At 50.7% G+C, this 24043-nt stretch carries 18 protein-coding genes; 5 read left to right on the plus strand and 13 right to left on the minus strand.

All coding sequences use genetic code 11. The features are described from left to right. Positions 1-22: 22 nt before the first annotated feature. Positions 23-1963 carry a hypothetical protein gene (locus C2M36_RS07415; RefSeq protein ID WP_105254355.1) on the minus strand — a complete coding sequence of 647 codons (1941 nt, stop codon included), beginning with the start codon at positions 1961-1963 and terminating at the stop codon, positions 23-25. Between the two features lie 213 nt (positions 1964-2176). Between C2M36_RS07415 and C2M36_RS07420 the strand changes: the two genes are divergently transcribed. Further along, entirely contained in the window at positions 2177-2488 is a 312-nt protein-coding gene (locus tag C2M36_RS07420; RefSeq protein WP_105254356.1) for a monooxygenase, read from the plus strand. 58 nt (positions 2489-2546) lie between these two features. Here C2M36_RS07420 and C2M36_RS07425 read toward each other — a convergent pair whose 3' ends face one another. After that, positions 2547-4037, minus strand: coding sequence for a dipeptidase (locus C2M36_RS07425; RefSeq protein ID WP_105254706.1), 1491 nt, complete (start codon positions 4035-4037; stop codon positions 2547-2549). A 256-nt stretch (positions 4038-4293) separates the two neighbouring features. Here C2M36_RS07425 and C2M36_RS07430 point away from each other — a divergent pair, with 256 nt between their 5' ends. Beyond that, on the plus strand, positions 4294-4662 hold the full coding sequence (locus C2M36_RS07430; RefSeq protein WP_199883024.1) for a hypothetical protein: 369 nt from the start codon (positions 4294-4296) through the stop codon (positions 4660-4662). Beyond that, positions 4656-5045: a hypothetical protein gene (locus tag C2M36_RS07435; RefSeq protein WP_105254357.1), complete on the plus strand. Its 390-nt coding sequence runs from the start codon at positions 4656-4658 to the stop codon at positions 5043-5045. Before C2M36_RS07430 ends, C2M36_RS07435 begins: the two co-directional genes overlap by 7 nt. A gap of 28 nt (positions 5046-5073) precedes the next feature. Here the strand turns inward: C2M36_RS07435 and C2M36_RS07440 are convergent, their stop codons facing one another. Genes C2M36_RS07440 through C2M36_RS07460 form a run of 5 tightly spaced genes read right to left on the minus strand, consistent with a single transcriptional unit; the run spans position 5074 to position 10173 of the window. Further along, on the minus strand, positions 5074-5931 hold the full coding sequence (locus C2M36_RS07440; RefSeq protein ID WP_105254358.1) for an aminotransferase class IV: 858 nt from the start codon (positions 5929-5931) through the stop codon (positions 5074-5076). A gap of 9 nt (positions 5932-5940) precedes the next feature. Continuing rightward, complete coding sequence (locus tag C2M36_RS07445) at positions 5941-6798, minus strand: glutamate cyclase domain-containing protein (protein WP_105254359.1); 858 nt, start codon at positions 6796-6798, stop codon at positions 5941-5943. Continuing rightward, the gene (locus C2M36_RS07450; RefSeq protein WP_105254360.1) at positions 6786-7514 is read right to left on the minus strand and encodes a 5-oxoprolinase subunit PxpA; all 729 of its coding nucleotides are present in this window, start codon (positions 7512-7514) and stop codon (positions 6786-6788) included. The genes C2M36_RS07445 and C2M36_RS07450 overlap by 13 nt, the downstream gene beginning before the upstream one ends. Before the next feature lie 8 nt (positions 7515-7522). Further along, a complete protein-coding gene (locus C2M36_RS07455) occupies positions 7523-8317 on the minus strand; it encodes a putative hydro-lyase (protein ID WP_105254361.1) in 795 nt (264 codons plus the stop codon). A 50-nt stretch (positions 8318-8367) separates the two neighbouring features. Then, on the minus strand, positions 8368-10173 hold the full coding sequence (locus C2M36_RS07460; protein WP_105254708.1) for a glycoside hydrolase family 3 protein: 1806 nt from the start codon (positions 10171-10173) through the stop codon (positions 8368-8370). A gap of 281 nt (positions 10174-10454) precedes the next feature. Between C2M36_RS07460 and C2M36_RS07465 the strand changes: the two genes are divergently transcribed. Beyond that, positions 10455-13319 (plus strand): FAD-binding and (Fe-S)-binding domain-containing protein, encoded by a 2865-nt coding sequence (locus C2M36_RS07465; RefSeq protein ID WP_234399114.1) that lies wholly within the window; start codon positions 10455-10457, stop codon positions 13317-13319. Here the strand turns inward: C2M36_RS07465 and C2M36_RS07470 are convergent. The 6 genes from C2M36_RS07470 to C2M36_RS07495 all read right to left on the minus strand — a co-directional run bounded on the left by C2M36_RS07470 (position 13316) and on the right by C2M36_RS07495 (position 18187). Beyond that, the gene (locus tag C2M36_RS07470) at positions 13316-13687 is read right to left on the minus strand and encodes a DUF1232 domain-containing protein (RefSeq protein WP_105254362.1); all 372 of its coding nucleotides are present in this window, start codon (positions 13685-13687) and stop codon (positions 13316-13318) included. The genes C2M36_RS07465 and C2M36_RS07470 overlap by 4 nt on opposite strands. Positions 13688-13767: 80 nt before the next feature. After that, a complete protein-coding gene (locus tag C2M36_RS07475) occupies positions 13768-14733 on the minus strand; it encodes an endo alpha-1,4 polygalactosaminidase (protein ID WP_105254363.1) in 966 nt (321 codons plus the stop codon). Positions 14734-15067: 334 nt separating this feature from the next. Then, entirely contained in the window at positions 15068-16273 is a 1206-nt protein-coding gene (locus tag C2M36_RS07480; protein ID WP_105254364.1) for an ATP-binding protein, read from the minus strand. Beyond that, complete coding sequence (locus C2M36_RS07485; protein WP_105254365.1) at positions 16266-16970, minus strand: response regulator transcription factor; 705 nt, start codon at positions 16968-16970, stop codon at positions 16266-16268. The genes C2M36_RS07480 and C2M36_RS07485 overlap by 8 nt, the downstream gene beginning before the upstream one ends. Next, positions 16958-17332 carry a DUF3019 domain-containing protein gene (locus tag C2M36_RS07490; protein WP_105254366.1) on the minus strand — a complete coding sequence of 125 codons (375 nt, stop codon included), beginning with the start codon at positions 17330-17332 and terminating at the stop codon, positions 16958-16960. The genes C2M36_RS07485 and C2M36_RS07490 overlap by 13 nt, the downstream gene beginning before the upstream one ends. A gap of 15 nt (positions 17333-17347) precedes the next feature. Continuing rightward, the gene (locus C2M36_RS07495; protein ID WP_105254367.1) at positions 17348-18187 is read right to left on the minus strand and encodes a MipA/OmpV family protein; all 840 of its coding nucleotides are present in this window, start codon (positions 18185-18187) and stop codon (positions 17348-17350) included. 379 nt (positions 18188-18566) lie between these two features. Here C2M36_RS07495 and C2M36_RS07500 point away from each other — a divergent pair, with 379 nt between their 5' ends. Then, on the plus strand, positions 18567-23624 hold the full coding sequence (locus C2M36_RS07500; protein ID WP_105254368.1) for a S8 family serine peptidase: 5058 nt from the start codon (positions 18567-18569) through the stop codon (positions 23622-23624). The last annotated feature ends 419 nt before the right edge of the window (positions 23625-24043 follow it).

Here is a 24043-nt window from a genome sequence, read left to right on the forward strand (position 1 = left end):
GATTGAATCAGCCTCGCTATTATTAACTCGTTTTACTATTGGCAGCTGACGGCGAATAGCCGTCACTGTTATTCACCGCCAGCTCGGGCAGTAGGGTGATTAAATGCTGGTATATTTCGGGCTGCTCAAACCTGTTTTTCATCATCAGACGCAGGTGGTGGGGCTGTATTTCGGCGCCGTTATCCCTCAGGTACTCTAAAAAACGGCGGTAACTGACCGGCCTCTCGGTCTTTGACTCGGGCGGCAGATAGCGCTCTAAGCTATAGTTTTTAAGTACAAAATACAGCGGGTCTAAGCGCTCACCATGGGCACCTCCCAGGTAAGGCTCAAGTAGTTTATATTGCGCTATGTGTCCCTTGGCGGCGACTGCATTGGCGAGCTCAAAGGCCGCTTGCTCCGGGATATGGGAAAAGCTTTTTAGCCACAGGGTGAGCTCGTTACTTCCGGCAAACTGTGCCAGCACCTGATCGGCCTCAATGCTTGGAGCCAGCCCGGCGTTACTGAGTTTATTCACGATTTCCTGCTCGGTAAGCTTGTTATCAAGTACCGCCATCGATGATATGAACAAGCCCATGGCCGTTTTTTGCTGCTCGGACAGGGGCGGTAAATTGAGGTCATCCAGCTCCAGGCGCATCAGCTCTGGCAAGGGTTTGTGTTGCGCCAGACTCATAAGCCGTGCCGCCGAGTCATTGATAAACAGCTCCATCTCTTTGTCATTATGGCTTTGGCAATAGTCAAATTCGGGCGACTCGATCACCCTTGCCACAAACGCTGAGTCGGCGAACTCTTGCCATTGCTCTATGGGCTTTTCTCGTTCTTCAAACCATGTGTTTCGCGCCGAGCAGGCCTCTAATTGCGCCTGTTGCTGCGCATCCAAGGCAGCGGGGGTCGCAAACGTTAATGCCGTGCTGGCATTATCCCTTGGCAACTCGGTTAAAGGGTGGATATCAATATGAATACCCAATTGGCTTAATGTGCTGGGAGCGCGCTCTATGGCCAGTTGCCCCTGGCGGTGATAATAGTAGCGTTTGCTCCCCAGCTGTGTGCCTTGAATCAGTCGCGATAGGGCGTCTGCGTCGGTCAATGTGCTGCCAAAGGCTTCTATATGTTCTAGTACCACCTGCTGCATGTCACTGATAAACATAAAATCATTGCGAAAAGCCAGAGGGTATTGCTCGCTGAGTATGGCCGCCGCTTCGGTTTTTCCCAGCATCAGTAAGGCGGTAAAAGAAAGCTTAAGCGGGGTGAGTTGTGGGTCGTTCACCAAGGTGGTGTCCACCTCATAAATAAGGTCTTTGACTTTTTGCGCCAGCTCATAGGCCGGCACATTACCGATTATCAGCTCCTCCAGGCCTTGTTGGGCTAGGGTGTTTCTGTACAGATAGTCCATGGGAAAGCTTGAAGGCAAGCGTTTATCTTGCTGCATTTGCATCGGCAGTTCGTCAAGCCGCTCTATAAAAGACGCCATGGCCCTGGCCTTAGCCATTTCAACTTCCGTTTGAGGGTTGGCAGGGATATTTTTTTGAATATAACGTTTAATGGCCGTGCGCTGCTTGAGGCTCGCCTGCAAGGCTGCGGTACCATTGTGCCAATAGATGAGCGCTCTTGCATCCATGCCAGCGGCCCATAGTGCCAGGCTAATATCGTCCAGGCTATGGCCCTGTTTTAAGGCGCGGGCGGCCAAGAGTTCCAGTTGTTGGCGGTTTTGAAAATGATGCTGATTAAAGAGATCTTTTAAGTTCTCACAGAGCTCGCTATCCAGGGTTTGCTCGGGAAAGGGCTCTGGAACATAATTCTTTGCGGGCTTCTTGTGTCCTTGGGCAGCACTTTGTTGTTGCGTATGCTCCTCTTCGGAAACCTCTGTTATTAGCATTGTTTGTTGCTTATCCGCCGATGGCAGAAAAAAATAGCCCAGCAGCGCTACCAGAGCCAGCGCTCCCAAGGTCAAAATCGTTTTTTTCATGGCTTTCCTTGCTTACTCTTTGAGCATAACATCATAACGCCATTGTTAATCTAATTTGGTTATAAAACAACCTTATATCCTTCATGTACAGGGTATTGTCCAACAAAGCTTACAGCCGCTGAGCAAGCGCAGTGGCCTGGGCTTTTGTTTCTATTTCTTATAGGTGAAAATGCGCCATTAGTTAATAAAGCATTCAGTTATGGAGACATTGGAATGGCAAAATTGCTGCAAGTCGACTTTCAATATAATGGCCCGTATGGACAGCAGATGGCGGATCAGCTACTTGAGCTGGCGAACTCGATTAATAATGAGCCGGGCATGATCTGGAAAATTTGGACCGAAAGTGAGCTTGAGCAGTTAGGCGGCGGCATCTATCTGTTTACAGATGAAACCAGTGCCAGGAATTATCTAAACATGCACAGTGCGCGTTTGCAGGCGATGGGTATTAGTGAGGTGCGTGGCAAACTATTTGATGTTAACCAAGCGCTCACCCTGATTAATAAGGGACCAATCGGCCCAGCCTAATAGTCAGTTATTGGCAACAATTTATATAAAAAGCCCACTTTCGTGGGCTTTTTTGTGGTTACATCTTGCCTAGGGTGAGCATCATGGCAGTGTACATTTTCAGGTTGAGTGCCAGTTGCTCCTCGGTAATAAATTCATGCTCCGAGTGGCCGGTGTAAGGCTTGCCCGGCATTGACGGGCCGAAGGAGACGGCATTGTCGAACAGCTTGGCATTGGTGCCGCCGCCGATGGAGACAAAGGAGGCATCCTGATCGCCTGTGTAGTGTTTGAAAATATCCAACAGCGCCTGAGCATGGGGGGCATTATCAAGCAGCATGGGGGTGCCAATTTCCACTTCCACATTGCTCAAGGTCACCTGGTGCTGTTGCTGCCACGCCTTTAGGGCTGCATCGATTTGCTCGGCGAGAAGGGCTTCGTCTTTGCCCATAGGGCGGCGCAGATTCACCGATAAGGTGATGTCGTTATTTTGCTCATTGCGACTAAGCAGCGTCGGTGCCACCGTCATCGGACCCATAAAGTCGTGCTCATAGGCGATATCACCAAACTGCTTACCGTATAAGCCCAGGCCAATCAATTCGTTAATAAACATCAAGGCCTGGCCATCGCTGTTAGTTGCGAGGGCGACATCGTCAAAGATGGCCGCCAGGTGAGCAATGGCGTTCACGCCCGCTTCCGGCTCCGATGAGTGTGCCGAGGTGCCTTTTACGCGAATATGCAGGCCGTCGTCTTGTTCGACCATGGACACCTTAACGCCTTGTAGGGCGCTGATATTGCGCTGTAGTCGGGTTTTAGTCTGGTCGTCGGCGTTATGCACGATAACACTGGCGTCTTCGGGAATTTGGCTGACAAAGGCACCGCCTTGAAGAGCAGAGACATACAGGCCTTGGTCTGGATTTGCGCCGCTAAAGGTGGGGGCAATCAGGCTCCAGCCTTTTTCCGCCACCACTACGGGGTAGCTGGCGTCTATGGTGACCGCATACTTGGGCTGCTCATAGGTTTTCATAAACTCTTTAATAGGACCCCAATCCGACTCCTCAGCCAGATAAACCATCAGCTCGATACGGTTATCAAGCTCTATGCCCTTATCTTTTATTGCTTTCATGGCGTACAAGGCGGTGGCAATGGCACCCTTGTCGTCTTCACTGCCGCGGGCAATCAGCTTGCCTGGCTCTGTGGTTCTATCGAGCTCAAACGGGCTCTTTGCCCATTTGCTGGCATCGGCCGGCTGCACGTCGCCATGGGTCACTATGGTCACCTTTTCGCGCTGCTCGCCCATGCCGATCAGAACCGTGTAGCCGAAGTCCTGATAGTCGAAACCAAATTGTTCAGCCTTCAACTTTAGATAGGATTTAAAACCGATAAAAGCCGGGTTGTTTGGCGCTTTGATGTCGCCGGCATTGACCGTAGGGAAAGACACCAGGTTTTCCAGGGTATGAATTTGTGCTTCTTGGTATTGAGAAAGGGCGTACTGCGCCACGGCATCTTTGTCGCTGGCAACCGTGGCCGCTAGCGCCGATGTGCTTAGTAACGCCAGGGCTGAGGCCAAAATAGAGATTTTCAATGTTGTTCCTTGATGTTGATGTGCGTTAACGACCAAGATTGTAACGCTAGCACTGGTGGCGATGCCAGTTTTTGCCGTATCTTGGGTCTGATTATCTTTGCGTTTTAATTTATGTTCTTTCTAAACCCCTTCTCAGCGCGTCACTGGAAGGACGCCAATGTGTTGCCTGACACACGCATCGGTGAGAATACGAATGGGAAAATAGATACCATCGAAGCCTAAAGTTATTTACCATATCAGGCCTATGGTTAAATTCTTCTTTGTTAAATACCTGGCCTTTTTAGTTGGTTGTACGCTGTGCTTTGTATTGCATGCGCAATTTGCCGTGCCCGTGGTGTTGGCGGCCAGTGTCACCGGCTTGTTGGGCAGCTTTATACCCCTTTCTCAGGCCTTTGGTCCACATCCTCGGGGGGCAGTTTATGCCGGTAGCTTTGCCGGCATGTGTTCGGCGGAGTTGATCGGTAGTTACTGGCATATAGCGTTACTGGCTTTGATCGGCACCTCTTTATATGCACTGACCATAAATATGTTTACCGGCTTTGGCGGTAAACTCGGTGGGGTGGCCTTTGTCAGCGTGGCGCTGTTTATGCTAACCCGGGGGGGCCTATGGTAACCCTAGCGTTTGTTCTGCTGGCGCTGCTTGGCGCCCTAAGCACTTATATGTTGGCGCAACGTCGGCGTTTTGATGCCATACGTGCGTCGGCCTTGTCGGCTATTTTTGCCTATGGCTTGTTATGGCTGTTTAGCGATAATCCCGACCTCTATGCGCTGGTATTTTTCGGTGGCACCTTTATCGGGATGAGTGCGCCGCATCGTTTCGGTTTTTATACCCTGACCAGCTCGGCCATTATTTTTGCGCCTTTATTTCAATACCTGGTGCCTAAGCTAAATGGTTATGGGGGCGCTTTGGGACTGAGCGCTTTTATGGCTATTTGTGTCTGCCATGTTGCCATCTTATTGGGAGGGCCAAGGAGCATAAAAAAACCGCCGGGTTGAAGTGGCGGTTTATCTTGGTCACTAAATTCTAATAATCGAATTTGTGCTGGCTAAAGAGGCCTTGCACTCGTTGCCACATGGGCCCGGGTCGGCCCTGGCCTATTTGTTTACCGTCGACTTTAAGCACCGGCCCCACTTCTTTGGTGGCCGAGGTGATCCATACCTCATCGGCGCTCAGCAGCTCGTCCTTGCTTATTACTCGTTCTTCAATACGCAGTTCGCTGTGACTGTGTACTATCTGTAATATTAACCAGCGGGTGATCCCCGGGAGAATCTGCGTGTCCAGTGGCGGCGTGGCAATCACCCCATCCTTAACGATAAAGACATTACTGGAGCTGGCCTCGGTGATCTCACCCAGGGCGTTATATAAAATGGTTTCCTTGTTACCGACCCTGGCGCCGCTTTGATAGTGCATCACATTACCGAGCAGGGCGGTGGACTTGATATTACAGCGCTGCCAACGTCGGTCTTGTTCCAGGGAGACCTCGTAGCTGGTTGCCGTATCGGCATCCTTGCTGGGCTCGCCGGGCAGGGTAAAGCAAAACGCAAATACCGTGGGCGCGACGTTGCTGGGGTAGGCGTGATTACGCTTGCTGTCGGTGCCTCGGCTCACGTGCAGATAGATGCCCTGGTTAGGCCCCGGATTTGTGCTTAACAGCGTCTCGCAGATCTCTCGCCATTGCGCGGGGCTGTAATCAAGGGCGATTTCGATGGCGGCCAGGCCCTGTTGCATGCGCTCGATATGAGCATTAAAACCAAGCATTTTGCCATGATAGGCGGGGATCACCTCATAGATGCCATCGCCAAAGAGAAAGCCGCGATCCATGGGCGAGATCTTCGCCTCCTCGGGGGCCATATAGTCGCCATTTAAATACACTTGGCTCATTGTGTTTCCTCATTCAGTGGGCAAAAAGCCCGTTAACCGTCGTAATTCTGTGATCACAGCTTGCCCGTGAGTGGCATCCAGGCTGTCTTCGGTGGCCTCGTTGCGTTTGGTGACGCCATCGACGCTGCCATGCTTGCTTAAATACGCCAACCAATGCTGCGGGTCAATGGCTGCGAGCATGTCTTCTCGTTGCCACAGCGCAAAAAAGGCGATTAAGCCATAGGCGCCCCAGTTAGAGACATCGGCAATAATCAACTCATCGCAGCTGGTCACGCTGGGGGTAATGGCCAACTGGCTTAGTGCCGACGCCACTTTACCCATGCCGATTTCATTACCGCCATCGCCGATAGCAATGCTGGGGCACGGTGCGGTTTCGACAAAGGGATCGAAACTGGCACAGCCTTGGCTAATATCCTCGCCGCGCATATTGCAATAGCCGCCGCCTTGATTGAGCCCCGGGCGTTCTATGGACAGCACACAGCCTACCTGCTCGGTGGCGAAATACTGCTGGGCCAGAGACTGTGCCTGCGTCAGATTGTGGATGGGCAACTCAAAACAATTAAAATCTTCCGCCAGCTTGCTGTAAAGGGGGTTGCCACAGACTAGCAGCGGATCTTTACCTAGCTTTTGCAGTGCTAAATACAGGGCAATGGCGCCAACCGGGCCATCGGTTTCAAAGGTGCCGGCAACCCAAAAGCCGGTGCCGATCAGAATTTTTCCTTCGGCCTGATACAGCGCCTGGGCGCTGCGATACACATAACCTGGCTGCAAAGCCGGTTGTATCTGCGCCATGCCGCGCAGATTTCTGGCTACCAGGAGATCTTCGATGCGGCGACTGAGCTGCAACTCGGGGTTTAGCGGACACATAAGGCGCGGATCTCGATAATAGCGTCCACCGCTTCCAGGTTGTCACCATGGACACACAGAGTGTCGGCTTTTAATGCCAAGGTGTTGCCGCCATCGGTTTGCACCGTTCCGTCACTGACCAGTTGCTGCACCTGCTCTAACATCTCGGTTTTGGTTAACACGCTACCGGCCTGGTTGCGCGGCATCAGGGTGCCGGCATCGGTGTAACGACGATCGGCAAAGGCTTCAAACAATAGGCTCACGCCTTGTTTTTCGGCCAATTGGCGATAAGTTTCGCTATTATTACCCGCTAAAATCATCAATTTGAGGCTTGGGTCATATTGAGCCACGGCTTGTAGCACACAAACAAAAACCTGCTCCTTGGCCATCATATCGTTATACAGGGCGCCATGGGGTTTGACATATTCCAGCTGCAGCCCTTGCACCTTGGCCATGCCCGCCAGGGCGGCGATTTGATAGTGTAGATCGGCAATAAGCTCGGTGGGGCTCAGCACCATGGAACGACGGCCAAAGCCTTGCCGGTCCGGGTAGCTAGGGTGAGCACCAATATGTACCCCGTGTTGCTTGGCCAGCGCCAGGGTGCGTTGCATCACCAGGGGATCGCCGCCATGAAAGCCACAGGCAATATTGGCCAAGTCGATATGGGCCATGGCCAATTCATCTTCGCCCATGGTCCAACTGCCAAAACTCTCGCCTAAATCACAGTTCAGTAACATGGTGCCTCCTACAAGGTTGCCAATGAGGTATTTTTGATGTCGAGTATCAGCATATGCCCTGGGCTATGGGTAATGCAAAAGTCCGGGCGGGCATTGCTGATGGCCACCTGAGGAGTGACGCCACAGGCCCAAAATACCGGCACCTCGCCGTCTTTGATGGTCACCGCCTCGCCGAAGTCGGGGCGATTGATATCCTTAATGCCAATCGCAGCGGGCTCGCCAAAATGCACCGGCGCGCCGTGTACGCTGGGATAGCGACTACATATCTGGATGGCACGAATGGCGTCTTTGGGAGTCATCGGGCGCATGCTCACCACCTGGTTGCCGACAAAGGGCCCGGCACTGGTGCAGGCGTGGTTGGTGATATACATGGGCACATTTTTATGTTCGCTGAGGTTGCGGATCTCTATGCCATCGGCCAACAGCGCTTCCTCGAAGGAAAAGGAGCAGCCGATTAAAAAGCTCACCAGATCATCGCGCCATATATCATTAACCTGGGTCGGCTCGCTGACCAACTGTCCTTGCTCGAACACCCGGTATTTTGGCAAGTCGGTGCGTATATCCAGATCCTCAGCCAGCGCCTTGAGGCCTACCGCACCCGCCTCGGTTTGTCCGAGCAAGGGACAGGATTTGGGGTTGGCCTGACAAAAGCGCAAAAAGTCATAGGCGTATTTTTGCGGCAAAATTACCAGGTTTGCTTGTACAAATCCCGGTGCAAAGCCCGAGGTATGGCCGGTGTAATCACCGGCGCGGATCAACTTGCGGATATCCGCGGGGGTGTGTAGCGAGGCATTGGCATCCATTTTCATACGCCTTATCGGTTCGTGCACTCGGAAAAGCCCAAGCGCTTAAGTTATTGCTTAATAGTAACAGGTAATTGCCCGCGTGGGGTTTGCTCTCCGAGCAGCACCTTGGCCAGGGCACTAAAGGCCGGGCCTTGTACCTTCTCGCCCTCATCCACGTCTATGTTATAGGCGTAGGTAGCCAGTATAGCATCGGCATAGTGGCCAAAACGGGCGATGTCGTAGGGGGCGCGCAAACTGACAAACACCGTAGGCTTGTGCGTTTGTTTCGCCTGCTTTAATAAGCGCTCTAAGGCTTCGGGCTGCTGCGCCTGGTTCAGGGCAAACTGGGCAATGGCGTCGCCGTCATCCATACCGCCAATTTCCACCGCGCTTTGTGCCGGGCTGGCATTACCGGCAATAACCAGATCAACCTCTTTAATTAGCGCCTGTGCCTTAGCAGGATCATGACCTTGCAGGCTCAGGCAGTGAAATTGGATGTCGGTGAGCTGTCCCTTCAGCGCTTGTTCCAGGGCCATGCACTTGCGGGTGTCGGGCATAATAATGGCCACGCTTTTGGCACCCTTGAGCAGAGAAGCGGTGTGCTTGCCATTTTTGATATCTGTTATTGCCGCGCTGGCAAGCTCCGCCTCAGTGGCGCGGTGTTTGGCGTTGCCAAGCACTTGTTTGGCCTGGGCCTGCTGTTTGCCCAGATCCCTGTGGTGTTCTGGCAGCAATTGATAGCTGGCCTTGAGCGCCATCACCCGGGCTGCCGATTGGCTAAATTCACCTGCATCCAGATCGCCCGTTTGCACCGCCTTGGCAACGGCATCGATCAGCGCCGAAAGTTTGGCGATATCTCCCTGGTTACGCACGGCAATGGGCATCAGGGCAATATCCACACCGGCCTTAAAGGTGTTGATAACGGCGTCTTCGGCGCTAAAAAAGTGACTGATCCCGGCCATATCCAGGGCGTCCGTGATGGTTACACCGTTATAACCTAGTTCAGTGCGTAGCAAGTCGGTCATAATGGCTCGGGACATGGTGGCCGGTTTGATCATGGTATCGCCATCCTTGCTGACAAAGGTGGAGTTGTCCAGCGCCGGATATTGAATATGCGCGGTCATGATCATCCCCGGCGCATGACCGGCATCGATAATGCGTTTAAAGGGGGCAAGATCCTGACTCATGACCTGCGCCTTGTCATGGGCAACCCGTGGCAAGCCTGTGTGGCTGTCGACATTGGTGTCGCCATGGCCGGGAAAATGCTTTAATGCGGCTATTACCTGTTGTTCCTGGTAGGCGTCGACCTGAGCACCGCCGAGTTCGGCCACAAGTTGCGGGTCTTCACCGAAGGAACGGACATTGATCACCGGGTTATCCGGGTTCATATTCACATCGACCGTGGGGGCATAGTTTAGGTTAATGCCCACGGCACGCAGTTCACTGGCGATGATTTCGGCACTGCGGCGGGCAAAGTCGGTGCCATGGCGCGCATAGGTGGCGCCAATGGACATATTACCGGTCATGGCTGTGCCTAAATCCCGAGGGATCCGGGCCACTCGACCACCTTCCTGATCTATGCTGATAAACAGCGGAGCACCGAGCTCGCTTTGTTGCGCCGCCTGTTGCAACTGTTGCGTTAACTTAACCATTTGCTCGCTGCTTTCAAGGTTTTCTGCGAACAGGATCACGCCGCCTATTTGCTGCTCTGTAATGAGCTTGGCCAAAGGCTGGGGCAAGGAGGTCATGGGGGTGCGACAGCGGGCGCTGTTAATATCCTTATCCTCACAGTAATAGCGAAAATCCAGCATGAGTTTTTGGCCGATTTGCTGTTTTAGCGTCAGCGCTGGGGCGGCTAGGCTAGATGCACTCATAAATACACATCCTAAAATGGCGAATTTGGTTAGTCTGTTTGGTTGCAGGCGAAGCGCCAACGCACTCGTTAAGCGGCGGAAAATCATGGCGAGCTCCCTTGGAATAAAGTATTCATGATTCTATAGTGATTAATGGCGCAAGCACAAGCGCTTTAGGCTTCACAAAGTCACAGCTAACACCATTTATTCTTTGTGAATAAGTGCTAATAGATGAATACGAGTTTAATAATATTTTATTCCAAGTTATGCTAGGGCAACCCCGTATCAGCAATTGCCTCATTATGTCAGAGTCCCCCAAGGCTATGGAAGCCTTCATTGATACCATGATCGCGGCCCTTGGTCCCGAGCAAGTGATCACCGATTATGCCCTGCGCTATGCCTTGGGTACGGATGCCAGCTTTTATCGCTTAACGCCTCAATGTGTGATCCTGGTAAAAAGCGCCGAGCAGGTTCAAAAGGTGATATTAAGCGCTGGCGAATATCGCCTACCCGTCACCTTTAGGGCCGCCGGCACCAGCCTTTCCGGGCAGGCCATTAGTGACAGTGTGCTGGTGTTGCTAAGTGATGATTGGCAAGACTATAGGGTGGCCGAGGATGGCAGTTGGATAAGCCTGTCGCCGTCTTTAATTGGGGCTCGGGTGAATCGCATTTTGGCTCCTTATGGGCGCAAAATTGGCCCGGATCCAGCCTCTATTAATAGCTGCAAAATCGGTGGTATCGCCGCCAATAATGCCTCCGGTATGTGCTGTGGGGTCAAACACAATAGTTACCATACTCTCAAAGACATGGCGATTATCCTTGCCGATGGCACTTATCTGGACACCGCCGACGCGCACTCCAGGGCAGCATTTCGGCAAAGCCATGGGGAGCTGTTGGCCTCCCTTGAGCAGTTGGCGCAGCGGGTGCGCAACAATCAGGCTTTAAGCGCCCGCATTGCCCACAAATATCGCTTAAAAAATACCACGGGTTATGGTCTCAATGCCTTGGTGGACCATCAGGACGGCATAGAGATCATTAAACACCTGATGATAGGCTCGGAGGGAACTTTGGGCTTTATAGCCAATATTACTTATAACACGGTTATCGAGCCTCGATTTAAACGCACGGGCCTTTTTACTTTTGCCGATGTGCAGAGCGCCTGCGTCTTAATTGAGCAGCTCAGCTCCTTGCCCATTGCCGCTGTGGAAATGCTCGATAAACGGGCGCTGCTCTCGGTACAGGATCATGCGGTCATGCCGCAAGATATCGCCGACTTCCCTCCTGAGGCCACGGCCTTGCTAATAGAAATCAGCGATGAAAACCAGCAGGCCCTTAATGAGCTTATGAGCTCGGTCGATGCCATCTTGGCGCAATATCAAGCGCAGCTCGTGCATCAGTATCCCCTAAGCGATGACGCCGAGTTGGCGCAGGCTCTATGGAATGTGCGTAAGGGCACCTTCCCGGCGGTCGGTGCGGTGCGTGAAACCGGCACCACGGTGATCATTGAGGATGTGGCCTTTGCCCTGGCGGATTTAAGTCGGGGCATCAAGGCGCTGCATTACTTGTTCGATAAACATGGCTATGCAGAGGCTATTATTTTTGGTCATGCCCTGGCCGGGAATCTGCATTTTGTCTTTACCCAGGCCTTTGACAGCCCAGAGCAGATCCAGCGTTATGAGGCATTTATGGCCGATGTGGCACAGCTGGTGGCGGTGGAATTACAAGGCTCTTTAAAGGCGGAGCATGGCACAGGGCGCAATATGGCACCCTTTGTCGCGCTCGAATGGGGCGATGACGGCTACGCGGTCATGGGGCAAATTAAACTACTGTTTGATAGCCAAGGGATTTTAAACCCTGGGGTGATCATCAATCACGACCCCCGTGCCCATGTGCAGCATGTTAAAACCATGCCCACCAGTGATGCGCAAATCGATAAATGTATCGAGTGTGGCTTTTGTGAGCCGGTGTGCCCATCCAAGGAATACACCTTAACGCCGCGCCAGCGTATCAGTTTGAAACGCCATGAGCAGCAGCTAGCTCTGCAACAAGCTCCGCAGAAAGCTCCGCAGCAAGCCTCAGACCCCAATCTTATTAGACGCCTTGCCAGTGTAAGGCAAAGCTATCAACACCTAGCCATCGACAGCTGCGCCGCCACAGGTCTGTGTGCCACCCGATGCCCGGTGGGCATCGATACCGGAGCCTATATCAAATCATTGCGCGCCGAGCAGATGCAACACAAACCGGTGATCAGTAAAATTGCTGCCTGGAGCGCCAACCACTTTGCCATGAGCAGTGTCCTGGCTCGAGTGGGTGTACGCGGTGCCCATCTTAGCGCCAAACTGGTGGGGACGCCGCGGCTGGAGCGCTTTAGCGCCCAATTGCAACGGCGTTTCGGCACACCGCTTTACTTTAGCGGCTGGCCTCGGGCACAACATGACCTGCCACTTGGCGGCAAGGTTAGCGATGGCAAAGAGAAGGTGGTGTATGTGCCCAGTTGCGGCAATCGTATTTTTGCCAACGCCACCGAGCCAAGTGTGCAGCAGCGGCTGCAAAGCCTGTGCGATAAGGCGGGGTTGACTCTGGTGGTCCCCGAGGCGGTCGCCGAGTTATGCTGTGGCATGCCTTGGCAAAGTCATGGATTCAGTGATGTGGCCACGCAAAAACAGCTGCAGTTGCAACGAGTCATCGCCCAGTTGAGTGAGCAGGGGCGCTGGCCCGTGGTGATGGACGCCAGCCCCTGTGCTTTGCAAAGCCAACCCCAAGAGCAGAGCGTGATTCGGGTGCTCGATAGCATGCGCTTTGCCAGCGAATACCTGCTTCCTCGCCTGGCGATTGAAACCACTCAGGAGCCGCTATGGCTGCATATTACCTGCAGCTCGCAACATTTAGATGGCGGCACCGCCATGCTGAGTGTGGCCAGGGCGCTGAGCTCCAAGGTGAGCACCACCGAGGTGAGTTGTTGCGGCTTTGCTGGCGATAAGGGCTTTACTCATCCTCAACTAAACGACCATGCCTTACGTTGTGTGAATGAATGCAAACCCCAGGGCTGCTCGGTGGGCTATTCGAACAGCCGCACCTGTGAGGTGGGTCTAACACGGCACACCGGGGTCAGTTTTTCTTCGCTGTTAGATTTGCTGGATGAGCGAGCGGCTGCGCTAACTCGTTAGCATTTCGGCACGGAGCGGACTTTAAGAAGCAGTTGGTGGGCTTGGAGCCCGGCAATCACTTTAACCCTGGCATCTATGTAGCCGAGCAGGGAAATGGCGGCTGATGTCAGTAGTAGGGTGTCATCAAGTAAGCCTAGTACAGAGCTGGAGTCGGGTAATAGATCGTATGGAAAGGCCACATAGACCAGGGTTACAGCGAGTGCGAGGCGGTGTAACTGGGTGCAACGCTCACTGCTGATGGCATAGTACAAATGCAGGGTACGAGTTAGGGTCGCGTGTACCCACGCATAAAGCCAGCTCGGCGCTGTGTTTTCGCCGTGTCTCTTTAAGGCTTTGTGATGCTCGGGTGTATAGGTTCTTTTGTTCATTTCATCCCCTCCGGTGGGCATTAATTTACCTCGGGAGGGGACAAAATAATATTACAGCGAATTACGCCGTCGCCGTCTTGTTATTTACAACTAAAGCGATAGGCGTCATCAAGTTCAAGGGGCAGAACCACAGAGTAGATGCCCAGGGCGTCTGTGGTGGCACACATCTCATCAAACTCGGGACTACCAACCCCACTGACCCCCAAGTATTCAACGTGAAACACGGGTTTGTTCGCATCGACAAAGGGACGTAGCATGTCGCATTCGTTCCAGCGAATGCATGACTCGTTGATAGCGAAGTCATAATAGCTGTGCAAGTCCGCCAATTGACCTAAGTTGTTCTTTAAGCCCACGGCGAGCTGCTGCTCATGGGCTGATGTTGCCAGAAAACGGTTATAGCTGAGTTGCTGCTCATAACTGATACTAAAGCCACTTTTTTGCGTGTGCACATCGACATTGTCGGGGTCGACGGCGTCACAGCCCTTGCTTTTGGCTAAGGCGATACGTGCCGCCATAACCGCTTTCACCGACTCATGGGTAGTGTCCAGCCAGTGCTCTCCGGGCCAATTACCAAGTGGGTCGCCTATGGCTTCGGCAGCGAAATCATCGGCATCCGGGCGCCAATCTTCATGCGTACCGGCGGAGAAGTAACAAATCGTTTTGGCACCCGTGCTCTTAATATCAGCAATGGTCTGTGCGCTGACATCAAACAGATCAAAGACATAGGCATCGACGGCATACTCGGTATTGAGTGGCCCCTGAAGTTGCATTTGATAACTGGCACCGGCACTTAGAAAGCCTTCACTCGGTGGCTGCGGTTCGGGATCTGGATCGGGCTCTGGTTCCGGTTGAGGATCCGGATCGACGGGCTCTTCACAGAGCTTACGGGGGCGGCATTTTCTACCGCTATCCGGGCTAGTATTCTTAAAAGTGGTGTAATCCCCAAAAGTCGTAATTAGTTCTTGTTGTTGAGCACTTGGCGCCGCATTTAGCGCCCCGCAACTCATTAATAATGACAAGAGTAAGACATTGTATTTATAGCGCATAGCAAGCCTAAAGTATTAATTTTTAGTATGAAAAAAAGTGTATGACGCAAATTGGCAGTTCACTAGTTTTTTTCGTACAAAAGGGTTAAAAATAAGTAAAAAGTATTAACATTTTGCCGCTTTAAAGCCGGATTATCTCTGAAGAGCGGCGCTCTTTCGCTTCTTGCAATGGCGTGTGACTACTTGAAATTGAGCGTTAACTGGCTAAGTACTCTGAATTTACTGGTTAAAAATAGGCTATAAATTCCCATAAAGGGGCCGCCTGGTGATGGACAAATATGCGGGATTTAGCATCAGTACCACCCTGATTAGACGGAACGATAGGTAAGGGTTGCTAAATTTCGATTTGTTGCGGCCAGCAGATGCGAATATGGGCTCCACCGGTCTGCGGATGGTTACCCAAGGATAACTTGCCGCCATGCCACAGGCAGATACGCTCGACTATATAAAGGCCGAGCCCGTAACCGCTGGCCACCGCACTGTCCTTGGAAGACGAGAAGGGGGCTAAGAGCAAATCGGCGTCGTTGGGCAGTCCTGGGCCGTCGTCGTAAACCTCTAGCACCTGCATTTGCTCTTGCTGATGAAGTCGCAGTACCACCTGTTTTTGCGCGTATTTAACACCGTTAAAAAGCAGGTTTTGCACTAGGATAGCAAAGCTGTTTGGCTCGCAATAGAGCTTGTCCAAATGCACCTGGGTCTCGATTTTAACATCGGTAAAGAGCTGGTTTTTCTTCGCTTCTTGATTGATAAATTCTTTAGCGTCAAGTTCTTGCAACTGCAGAGGCTGGGTTAGATATTCGACCCGGGCGAAATCCAAATACTGACAAAGGCGATTTTCTATTTCATCGATATTGCGTTGCATGGTGTGCTGAATTTCTTCATCGAGATCGCTATGCAAGGAAAGGACAAAGCGCATACGCGACAGCGGCGTCCTAATTTCATGAGAGATGATCCGCGATAAATCTTCGTGCAGTTGAATAAACTTACTGATGCGCTCGGCCATATCGCTCAGGGTTTGCGCCAAGGGGTATACGGTTGAGCTGGGTTTGACCTTGGCGCTAAAGGCTTTTTTCTCTCTTGCAAAGCGACGAGAGGCGCGTTTTAACTCAGCCAGATCTTTGAAAATAGGCCAGATAAACGACATTAAGAGAAGCGCAATGGCACTATAGACCAACAAGAAATAGATGCTATGTTCATCCGGCGGCGGGGCTACGGTAATAGGCCCGATGCGATACACAGTGTCGGCCTTGTCGCCGTTGCCAAGAACATAAACGAAGTTGCCCTCGGTTTGTATCACGGTCAACAATTTTTGTTCGTTAAGTTGCTGCGCCAGGGCTGGCGGTAAGGCCAGATCCTGGCGCGCTAAACTGACCAGACTATCGCCCTTATTTTCAATGAGCGCTGGCCATTGGCTCACCGGCAGGGCAATAGTGGGGGACTGTTCAAATACATAGTTTTGATAGATTTGCCCGAAGGCGATCAGTGCTGCAATCACACTGAAAATAATAAACAGGTAGAGACGAAAAAACTGCTTACGCATGGGGCTCAGTAGGGACCTGCAGCAGATAGCCTTCACCACGAATAGAGATTATATCCAGCTCTTCAATGCCATGATCGCGAATTTTACGGCGCAAACGACTTATCTTGAGGTCCGCAGCGCGATCCAGGCCATCGTACTCACGGCCAATGATTTCCTTAAATAGGGTTTCCCGCGATAGGGGCGTCGGATAACTTTGGATAAACAGGGCAAACAGCCGCACTTCATCGTCATTGAGGTTGAGCTGGTGCTGCTGAAATTGCAATTGGCGGTGGGTGGTGTCTAACTTTAATGGGCCGATGGCCTTGGTCGCCTCACCCTTGCCGCTTAAGCGCAGGCTATTGTTAATGCGCGCCAGCAGTAGTTCGGGGCGAATGGGTTTGATTAAATAGTCATTGGCGCCCAGGTTAAGCCCTTTTATTTGCGAGCGATCCGAATCGAGGGCCGTTAAAAATAAAACCGGGCAACTAAAGTGCTTTTTTAACTGGGGAAAGAGTTCAAAACCATTGCCATCTGGGAGCATGACGTCACAGAGAATGATATCGGGCTGTTGTTGTTCAAAGCAGGCTTTAAAGGCGGCGATACTGTTTACTATGTTCACATCAAGTCCATTTTTGCTTAAGTAACGACTAATTAGACTGGCTAACTCCTTGTCGTCTTCTATCAGTAGAACCTGGTGCGTCAATGTTAAATACCCCAACCAAAACGTCTTCTTACGCGATAGTTTTTTGAGGCAAGTTTCCCCACCTCTAATTTTTGTTCTGCCAGTACCACTCCAGATTGATCGGTGAGAGTGATGGTGGTGGTGGATTCAAGTGTCACCTGATAGGTCACCGACACCCGGTTGCCGTTAAAACACTCATATTGCCGCTTTGGCAGAGCAATACTGATACAGAGTTGCTCTGCTGCTGCCGATCTCGCATTGACATGGATGTCCATGGTGCAAGTGGCGGCTTGCAGCTCACCAATGCAGGTGTGTGGCGACACCCTAAGGGTACCCTCCACAGCAGATTGCATGGATGCCGGCAGCATTGATAAGGCAACAAAGTAATTAACTAGCATGCGATGTTAGTACTGCTAAAACTCAAAAGTAATCCCGGTAAAGCCAGTCATATACTGGTCTCGATCAAACATAGGTGTATCACTTAAATCGTTGTCAATCCACGTATTTGAGATATTTAGCATAGCACTTAATTGCTCGCTAAGGCGGTATTTGTACTCAAATTTAAGGTGATAATTTAGCGCACTATTTAAATCATATCTGGGGATGCGCGACAAGGCCTCGCCCGGATGGATGCGATAGTAATACTCGATGAGTTCGGTGCTTTTATGGGTCACTCCGGCCTCCATAACAAACTGACCGCCAAGCAAATTTTGACTGTAATAGGCGATAAATTTGTTTTCCAAGCCATTATGTACGCCGCTGATATCATGCAGGGTACTAAGTTCAAGGCCCCAATTTTTTGCACTGTAACCGAGCGCCAGACCGCCTTCGTAGGCCAGGCTACGCTCTATGGGGGTGAGTTCGATGGGTGTGGCGTTGGGTCTTCCCGGGCGCGGCGAGTTGCGCACCGCCGAGGTGGCAAAAAGCTTATCTATGCCGTCAAGCTCGAAGAAAAAACCGTCTTCGTTGAACGTACCGACAATATCCACGTACCAAGATTCATCTTGGTGCAAACTGTAGCCCAGAGCAAAATCGTCGAAGTACCACTTCTCACCATAATAAGCCAGGTGCGGAAGAAGAACAGAAGTGACGTGCTCCGCTCCTCGAATTGGGTTTTCGATGCCACCGTATCCTAGGGTGACTGACGCCTCTAATGTACCTACCTCAATATATTGTGCCGACTCGCTGGGCGCATCCTGGCTCAGTACCGAGGCGGAAAATAATGTACACGCAAGGGCGATATGTTTATTCATGTTTCAGTTGTATTCCTTCTATGCGTTAACTGAATCTTAATTATTTGTCGATATTACGCAAGCCACGTTAGCCTAGTGAGGCGGTTTTAGCAAAGCAGTAATCCCTTACAAATATTTCATAGAGATTGTATTTCAATGATTTATATGAAGTTTTTATATTGTTAACAAAATTTGATGTACAAATTGCTACATTAATCCCAGCCCAGGTTACTCGCTGTTTCTTGTGTTAATTTAGTGTGTCTGTTTTGTTTTGCTGTTGTACAAAAGTGTACACAGAGTTGTTAGTGGTGGGTGTTGTTAATGTGATTGAATCGGGCTGTTAAAAAATTTCGGCTAGCTCGAAATTGTAACTTAATTACTTACTAAGTTAGGGTCCATTATGAAGAAATCAACCATCGCAACAGCGGTTGGTGTTGCACTCTTTAGTGCTACATCTCTGTATGCCGCCGTTAATGCCAATGACCATTCGGTCAGCGCAGAAAATAAACTAAAAGCACCTAGCCTTACCCTTGAAGGCGTTCAAGCACTACAACAAGAACTAAATACTCAAAGCTTGAATGGTGCCGATGTACAAGGCGTAAACGTACAACTAAACGCGCATGGGAGTAAGTTTGTTAAGGAAAACATCGAAGGTGAACATATCTACATCGTGCGCCTGCGCGATGCTTCTGTAGCCGTTGCAGCAAAAGATCCCAATTCAGCGCTAACACGTTCAATCGGTGACAACACGGGTAAGCTATTCGAGCGTGGTCAACCGACTTCTAAAGCGGTAATCACTTATGAGCGTCAATTGCGTTCTAAGCAACAAAGCGTGATGCAGGAAGTGACGGCGGTAACCGGCCGCACCGAAATGCGTCGTCAATTCACCAAAGCTATCAACGGCTTCTCGGTGAAAATGACCGAACAGGAAGCGGCGCGCATTGCTAACTTGGGCAGCGTTGCCTCGGTTATGCGTTCTAAACATTACGATTTACTTTCAGATCAAGGCCCTAAGCAAATTGCTGCGGATCAGGTTTGGTCTGGCATGGCTTCTCCTACGGGAGTAAAGCACAAGGGGGAAGGTCAAATTATCGGTATTATCGATACCGGTATTAACTCAGACCACCCATCATTCGCCGATGTTGGCGGTGACGGTTATGACCACACCAACCCGTGGGGCGCGGGTCAATACGTGGGTGACTGTGTTGAAGATGCAGAGCATATCCAGTGTAACGACAAGCTGATCGGCGTACGTTCATACGACGTGATCACCGATACCTACGCAGCAATGATCCCAGGTTGGCCAGCTATTGGTGAAGATTATCAGGGTCACGGTTCACACGTAGCTTCAACGGCTGCGGGTAACGTAGTAAAAGACGTGCCTTATATGCTAGCTGGTACAGGTGAGAACCAAGATGGTGTTGTACTTGCTGAGGCGTTATTCCCTGAAATTTCGGGTGTGGCTCCACACGCAAACATTATTTCTTATCAAGTCTGTCACTCATCAAACGAAAGTGGTTACCGCGGTTGTCCTGGCGAAGCACTTGTTGCTGGTATCGAAGATGCTATCTCCGACGGCGTTGATGTTATCAACTTCTCAATCGGTGGTGCCGACTCAAACGTATGGGCCGACCCAGTTCAACTAGCCTTCCTATCAGCGCGTGAAGCGGGTATCAACGTTGCCGCTGCAGCGGGTAACTCGGGCACAGGCGTCTGTGGTGGCTCTGAGTGTCTGGGTTACCTTGATAACTCGTCGCCTTGGTTGGCTCAGGTAGCGGCAACGACACACGGTCGTACCGTGGCTATCGATACCGCCGTTGAATACGCTGGCTTTATCGACCCAGCACTGGGCTCGGAAGTACCAAGCTGGGCAGATATGGGCCTTGTTGGTGGTTCAATCAACCAAGAAGAAGTAACCGGTGTGGTAGTTTGGGCGAAAGACTATGCCGATATCAATGGTGAAAAAGACTTTAATGGTTATTGTGAATCGGAATACCCGGCTGGCACCTTTGACTTCTTTAAAGACGGTACGGCTATTCCTGGTGCAGCAGACGGTTCTACAAACGTTATCGTAATCTGTCAGCGTCACCATCCACAAGATCCAAACGCCAATGCGCGTACTGCCAAAGTAGAAAACGTTCAAGCCGGTGGTGCTGACGCATTTATCATGTACAACCGCGACCGTAACCAAGGCACAGTGCCGCAAAGCTACTCACTGCCTGGTGTGCACTTCACCTATGACCAGTGGAATGGTGTGTATCCAGACGATGGCCTGGAAGACTGGGTAGATAGCTTCAGTGAAATGGGTCATATGATCACCATTAAACCAACGGTTATCGAGCGTCGCATAAACGAAGAAGATGCCGACTGGTTGGCAAAATTCTCGTCTCGTGGTCCTTCATACTCGAACGTTGAAATCCTGGCGCCTACTCTTGCTGCTCCGGGCGTAGATATCTATGCCGCAGCTTCGGATGAGCATCCATTTGTATCAACACCTTTCGGTCAAGACTATGCCTTGATGAGTGGTACGTCGATGGCTTCTCCTCATGTAGCCGGTGCCATGGCCTTGATCCGCCAAGCAAACCCAGAGTGGACGGCGGCCGAGGTACAATCGGCGCTGATGATGACATCTGACAATGAAGTACAATACTGGCGTCTAAACCAAGAAGGTAGCCAGTCTGACAAAGCACAGATCTACCGTGCCGGTACTGGTCGTATTAACGTTGCCAACGCGGTTAAATCAGGCCTTATCATGGATGAGTCTGCTGAGAACTTCCTTGCAGCCGACCCATACAATGGCGGTACGCCGCACCAGTTGAACATGCCTAACCTGGTTAACTTCTCGTGTGCTCCTGAGTGTCAGTGGGTACGTACGGTTAAAGCAACCAAAGACGGTACCTGGACGGTAAGCCACGAAGACGTGGTGAACTGGGCGTTTGATATGCGTCAGCAAGCAGCGCAAAATGGTGTGGACATTGAAATCATCCCAGAGACCTTCTCACTGAAAGCCGGCGAAACACAAACTATCGTGGTTAAAGCGTCGGTCATGGATACCCAGGATTGGTTCTCTAACTCAGAAGTTGAGCTGCACACTAACCTTATCTTCCAGGCACAGGAAGAAGGTATTCCAGACGCGCATTGGCCAATGGCATTCAAATATGACCGTGGTGACTTGCCTGCACGTCTAAATGCCGTTGCGCATGCGAACAACGACACCTATGTGGCTAAAGGTATTACTGTTCCTTTGGTAGACAGCCCTGTAGCACGTGCATACAAGCCTGTTAAAGCCGAAGTTCAAACTGCCACTATTGCTAAAGATGATGATTGGACATTCCCTTGGGCCATGAACCGTACATCGGTGCCTGCAGAGGAAGACATCATTGATGAAGCAGTGCACACAGGTTTTGTGACCGTTGCTCCAAATTCGAAGCGCTTAATTGTTGAAGTGCTGGATGTGGTTGACTCAGAGTTTGAAGGTACCTTGGCCATAGGTAACCCGGGTATTTACGTGGGTAAAGACTACAATGGCGATGGTATTATTCAGCCGCAGGATGAAATTCTGTGTGTATCTAACCACGTAATTTACGATAACTTCTGTAACATCAATAACCCGGAAGCGGGCGAATACTGGTACATGCTGTATAACCACCGTGACAATGGCTATGAAGGCACTGAAGAGACCTTTGAATATGCCGTGGCTGTTGTTAGCGACCAGGTTGATTCTTCAATCACCGCTTCATTGCCTGCCAGTGATGGTATCAACAAGGTTGATATGAACATCGCCTGGAACATGGACATGGAGCAAGATGATGTATTCTACAGCACCATCGATGTAGGTACGTCTGAAGTGAACCACGGTAACCTGGGCTCTATCCCGTTCAAACTAGAGCGTGGCGTAGACCGAGTGCACCTGGATGTGCCGCAACAAAAAGCGAAAATTGGTGATAAAGTACCGTTCACCTTCGAGGTATTACCAAACAATACGGGTATGGATCGTGAGTTCACCTTCACAGCTGATATCCCTGAAGGCTTGAATATCAGTGAGCACAGCGTATTGAGCTCACGCGGTGACGTTAATATTGAAGTAGCCGATGGCAAACTGATCATCTCTGGTACGCAAGAAGATACCCGTGATGTAACGCCTGATTACATTGTGACGAACAATGTGACTGACGAGTTCTGTCGTACACCAAACTTCGGCGGTTCAAATCCGGGCGGGTACGTTGACCTTTCAAGATTTGGTTTAACGCCACTTCTGTCTGGTTTTGATGAAAACAACGCGATCACCTATGACCGTGGTTATACGCTACCAGTGAACGCTTTGTTTAACGGTATCGAAGATGTACACCTTTACAACAATGCAGAAGCAGCGAACATAAGCTATGGCACTATGTCCATACATGGTAACGGTAAAGTGTCATTTGGCCCAACACGTCACTTCACTCCATTTGGTATGCCGTTCCCATACCAATCATTCCCGTATGAGAGTATTGGTGCGCTATGGCGTGGCTGGTTCCCAGGTTTCCCGAATGACATTATGAGTGTTGGCTTGAGTTCTCAAGAGGGTATTACTCTGGCGACTACAGGTACATGGGCAATCATCGAGTGGGATAACGCCGCCGACTACGGTAACCCAGTCTATGACCGTACAACGCGTACTTATGAGTGGACAAAACGTGATAACTCATTCGATTTCGAAGTGATTTTCACACCATTTACTCGCTTCGGTGATAACCAACACGAAATCTATTTGGCCTATGACAACATTGATTTCGGTTCAACGGATACCCGCGGTAGTATCGGTATTCAAGGATACAAGGGTCAATCATACTCGCGTGGTCCTCTTGAAGCGTACCTTGGTAAGCAAGTTAACTTCAACGAAGTTGATGAAGTGGTTAAAGACGACATGGTTATCTGTATGGACTATGTTGGTCCTGAGTCATCACAGTTCGAAGTAACGGCCTGGGCCGATATCACCACTGCGTCTGCAGGTCGTGATATGGAGTTCACTGCAACAATCGAAGTGGATGGCATGGAAACCATGGTTAAGTCACACACTCTTTCGGTACCAAGCAACATCGTTATGGTTGACCTGGAAGACATGGAAACCGATGAGAATACTGCTATCTCATTCGATGTGACCTATGTTGACGAAACCAACTCGGCCAATGAAATCGTCGTAACCGGTGATAACATGACTGCCGAAGTGGATGGCGATACCGTGACTATCACACCGAAGCAAGACTTCCACGGTGATATCATGGTGACGGTAACGGTTCAAGATATTGAGAATCCTGCGGATGCCGTATCTAGCACCTTTAACCTAACGGTTATTTCTGACGGTCAAGAGCCGGTAGTAGTAGTGCCAGAGCCAGAAGCTAAGAAATCTAGCTCAGGTTCACTAGCCTGGTTATTACTGCTTAGCCCGCTAGCTTGGTTACGCCGTAAAAAAGCTTAACTAACCCAATCTAGTTAACAGCTTAATGCCGCTTACTCTTACAGTAAGCGGCATTTTTTATGCCTGTGGTAATACCAATTCACTTAAATAGCTAGGATCTGTTTATCTTTGCGGTTTACTTTATGTTCAATCTAAACGCATTCTGATGAATATACTCATTGATTTATGCGGTTAAATTCATCCATGAAGCTTGGTTACATCGCGCATCCATGCGCTCACCTCGCTAAGCTGCGAAGCATTGCTTCGGTCTTGCTCGCCTATGTAGAGTAACTACATAAGAAAAATTCCGCCTTGTTATCACATCATTTATCCAGCGCTATACCTGCTCACATAGTTAACAGAATTTGGTATAAAGCGGGTAGTCGGCGGCCTTTATCCGGTTTTTGAAATAGGGTATGTTGTTTTTAACAACCCAGATG

Source organism: Pseudoalteromonas sp. T1lg75 (genome assembly GCF_002964705.1).
Lineage (GTDB): Bacteria > Pseudomonadota > Gammaproteobacteria > Enterobacterales > Alteromonadaceae > Pseudoalteromonas.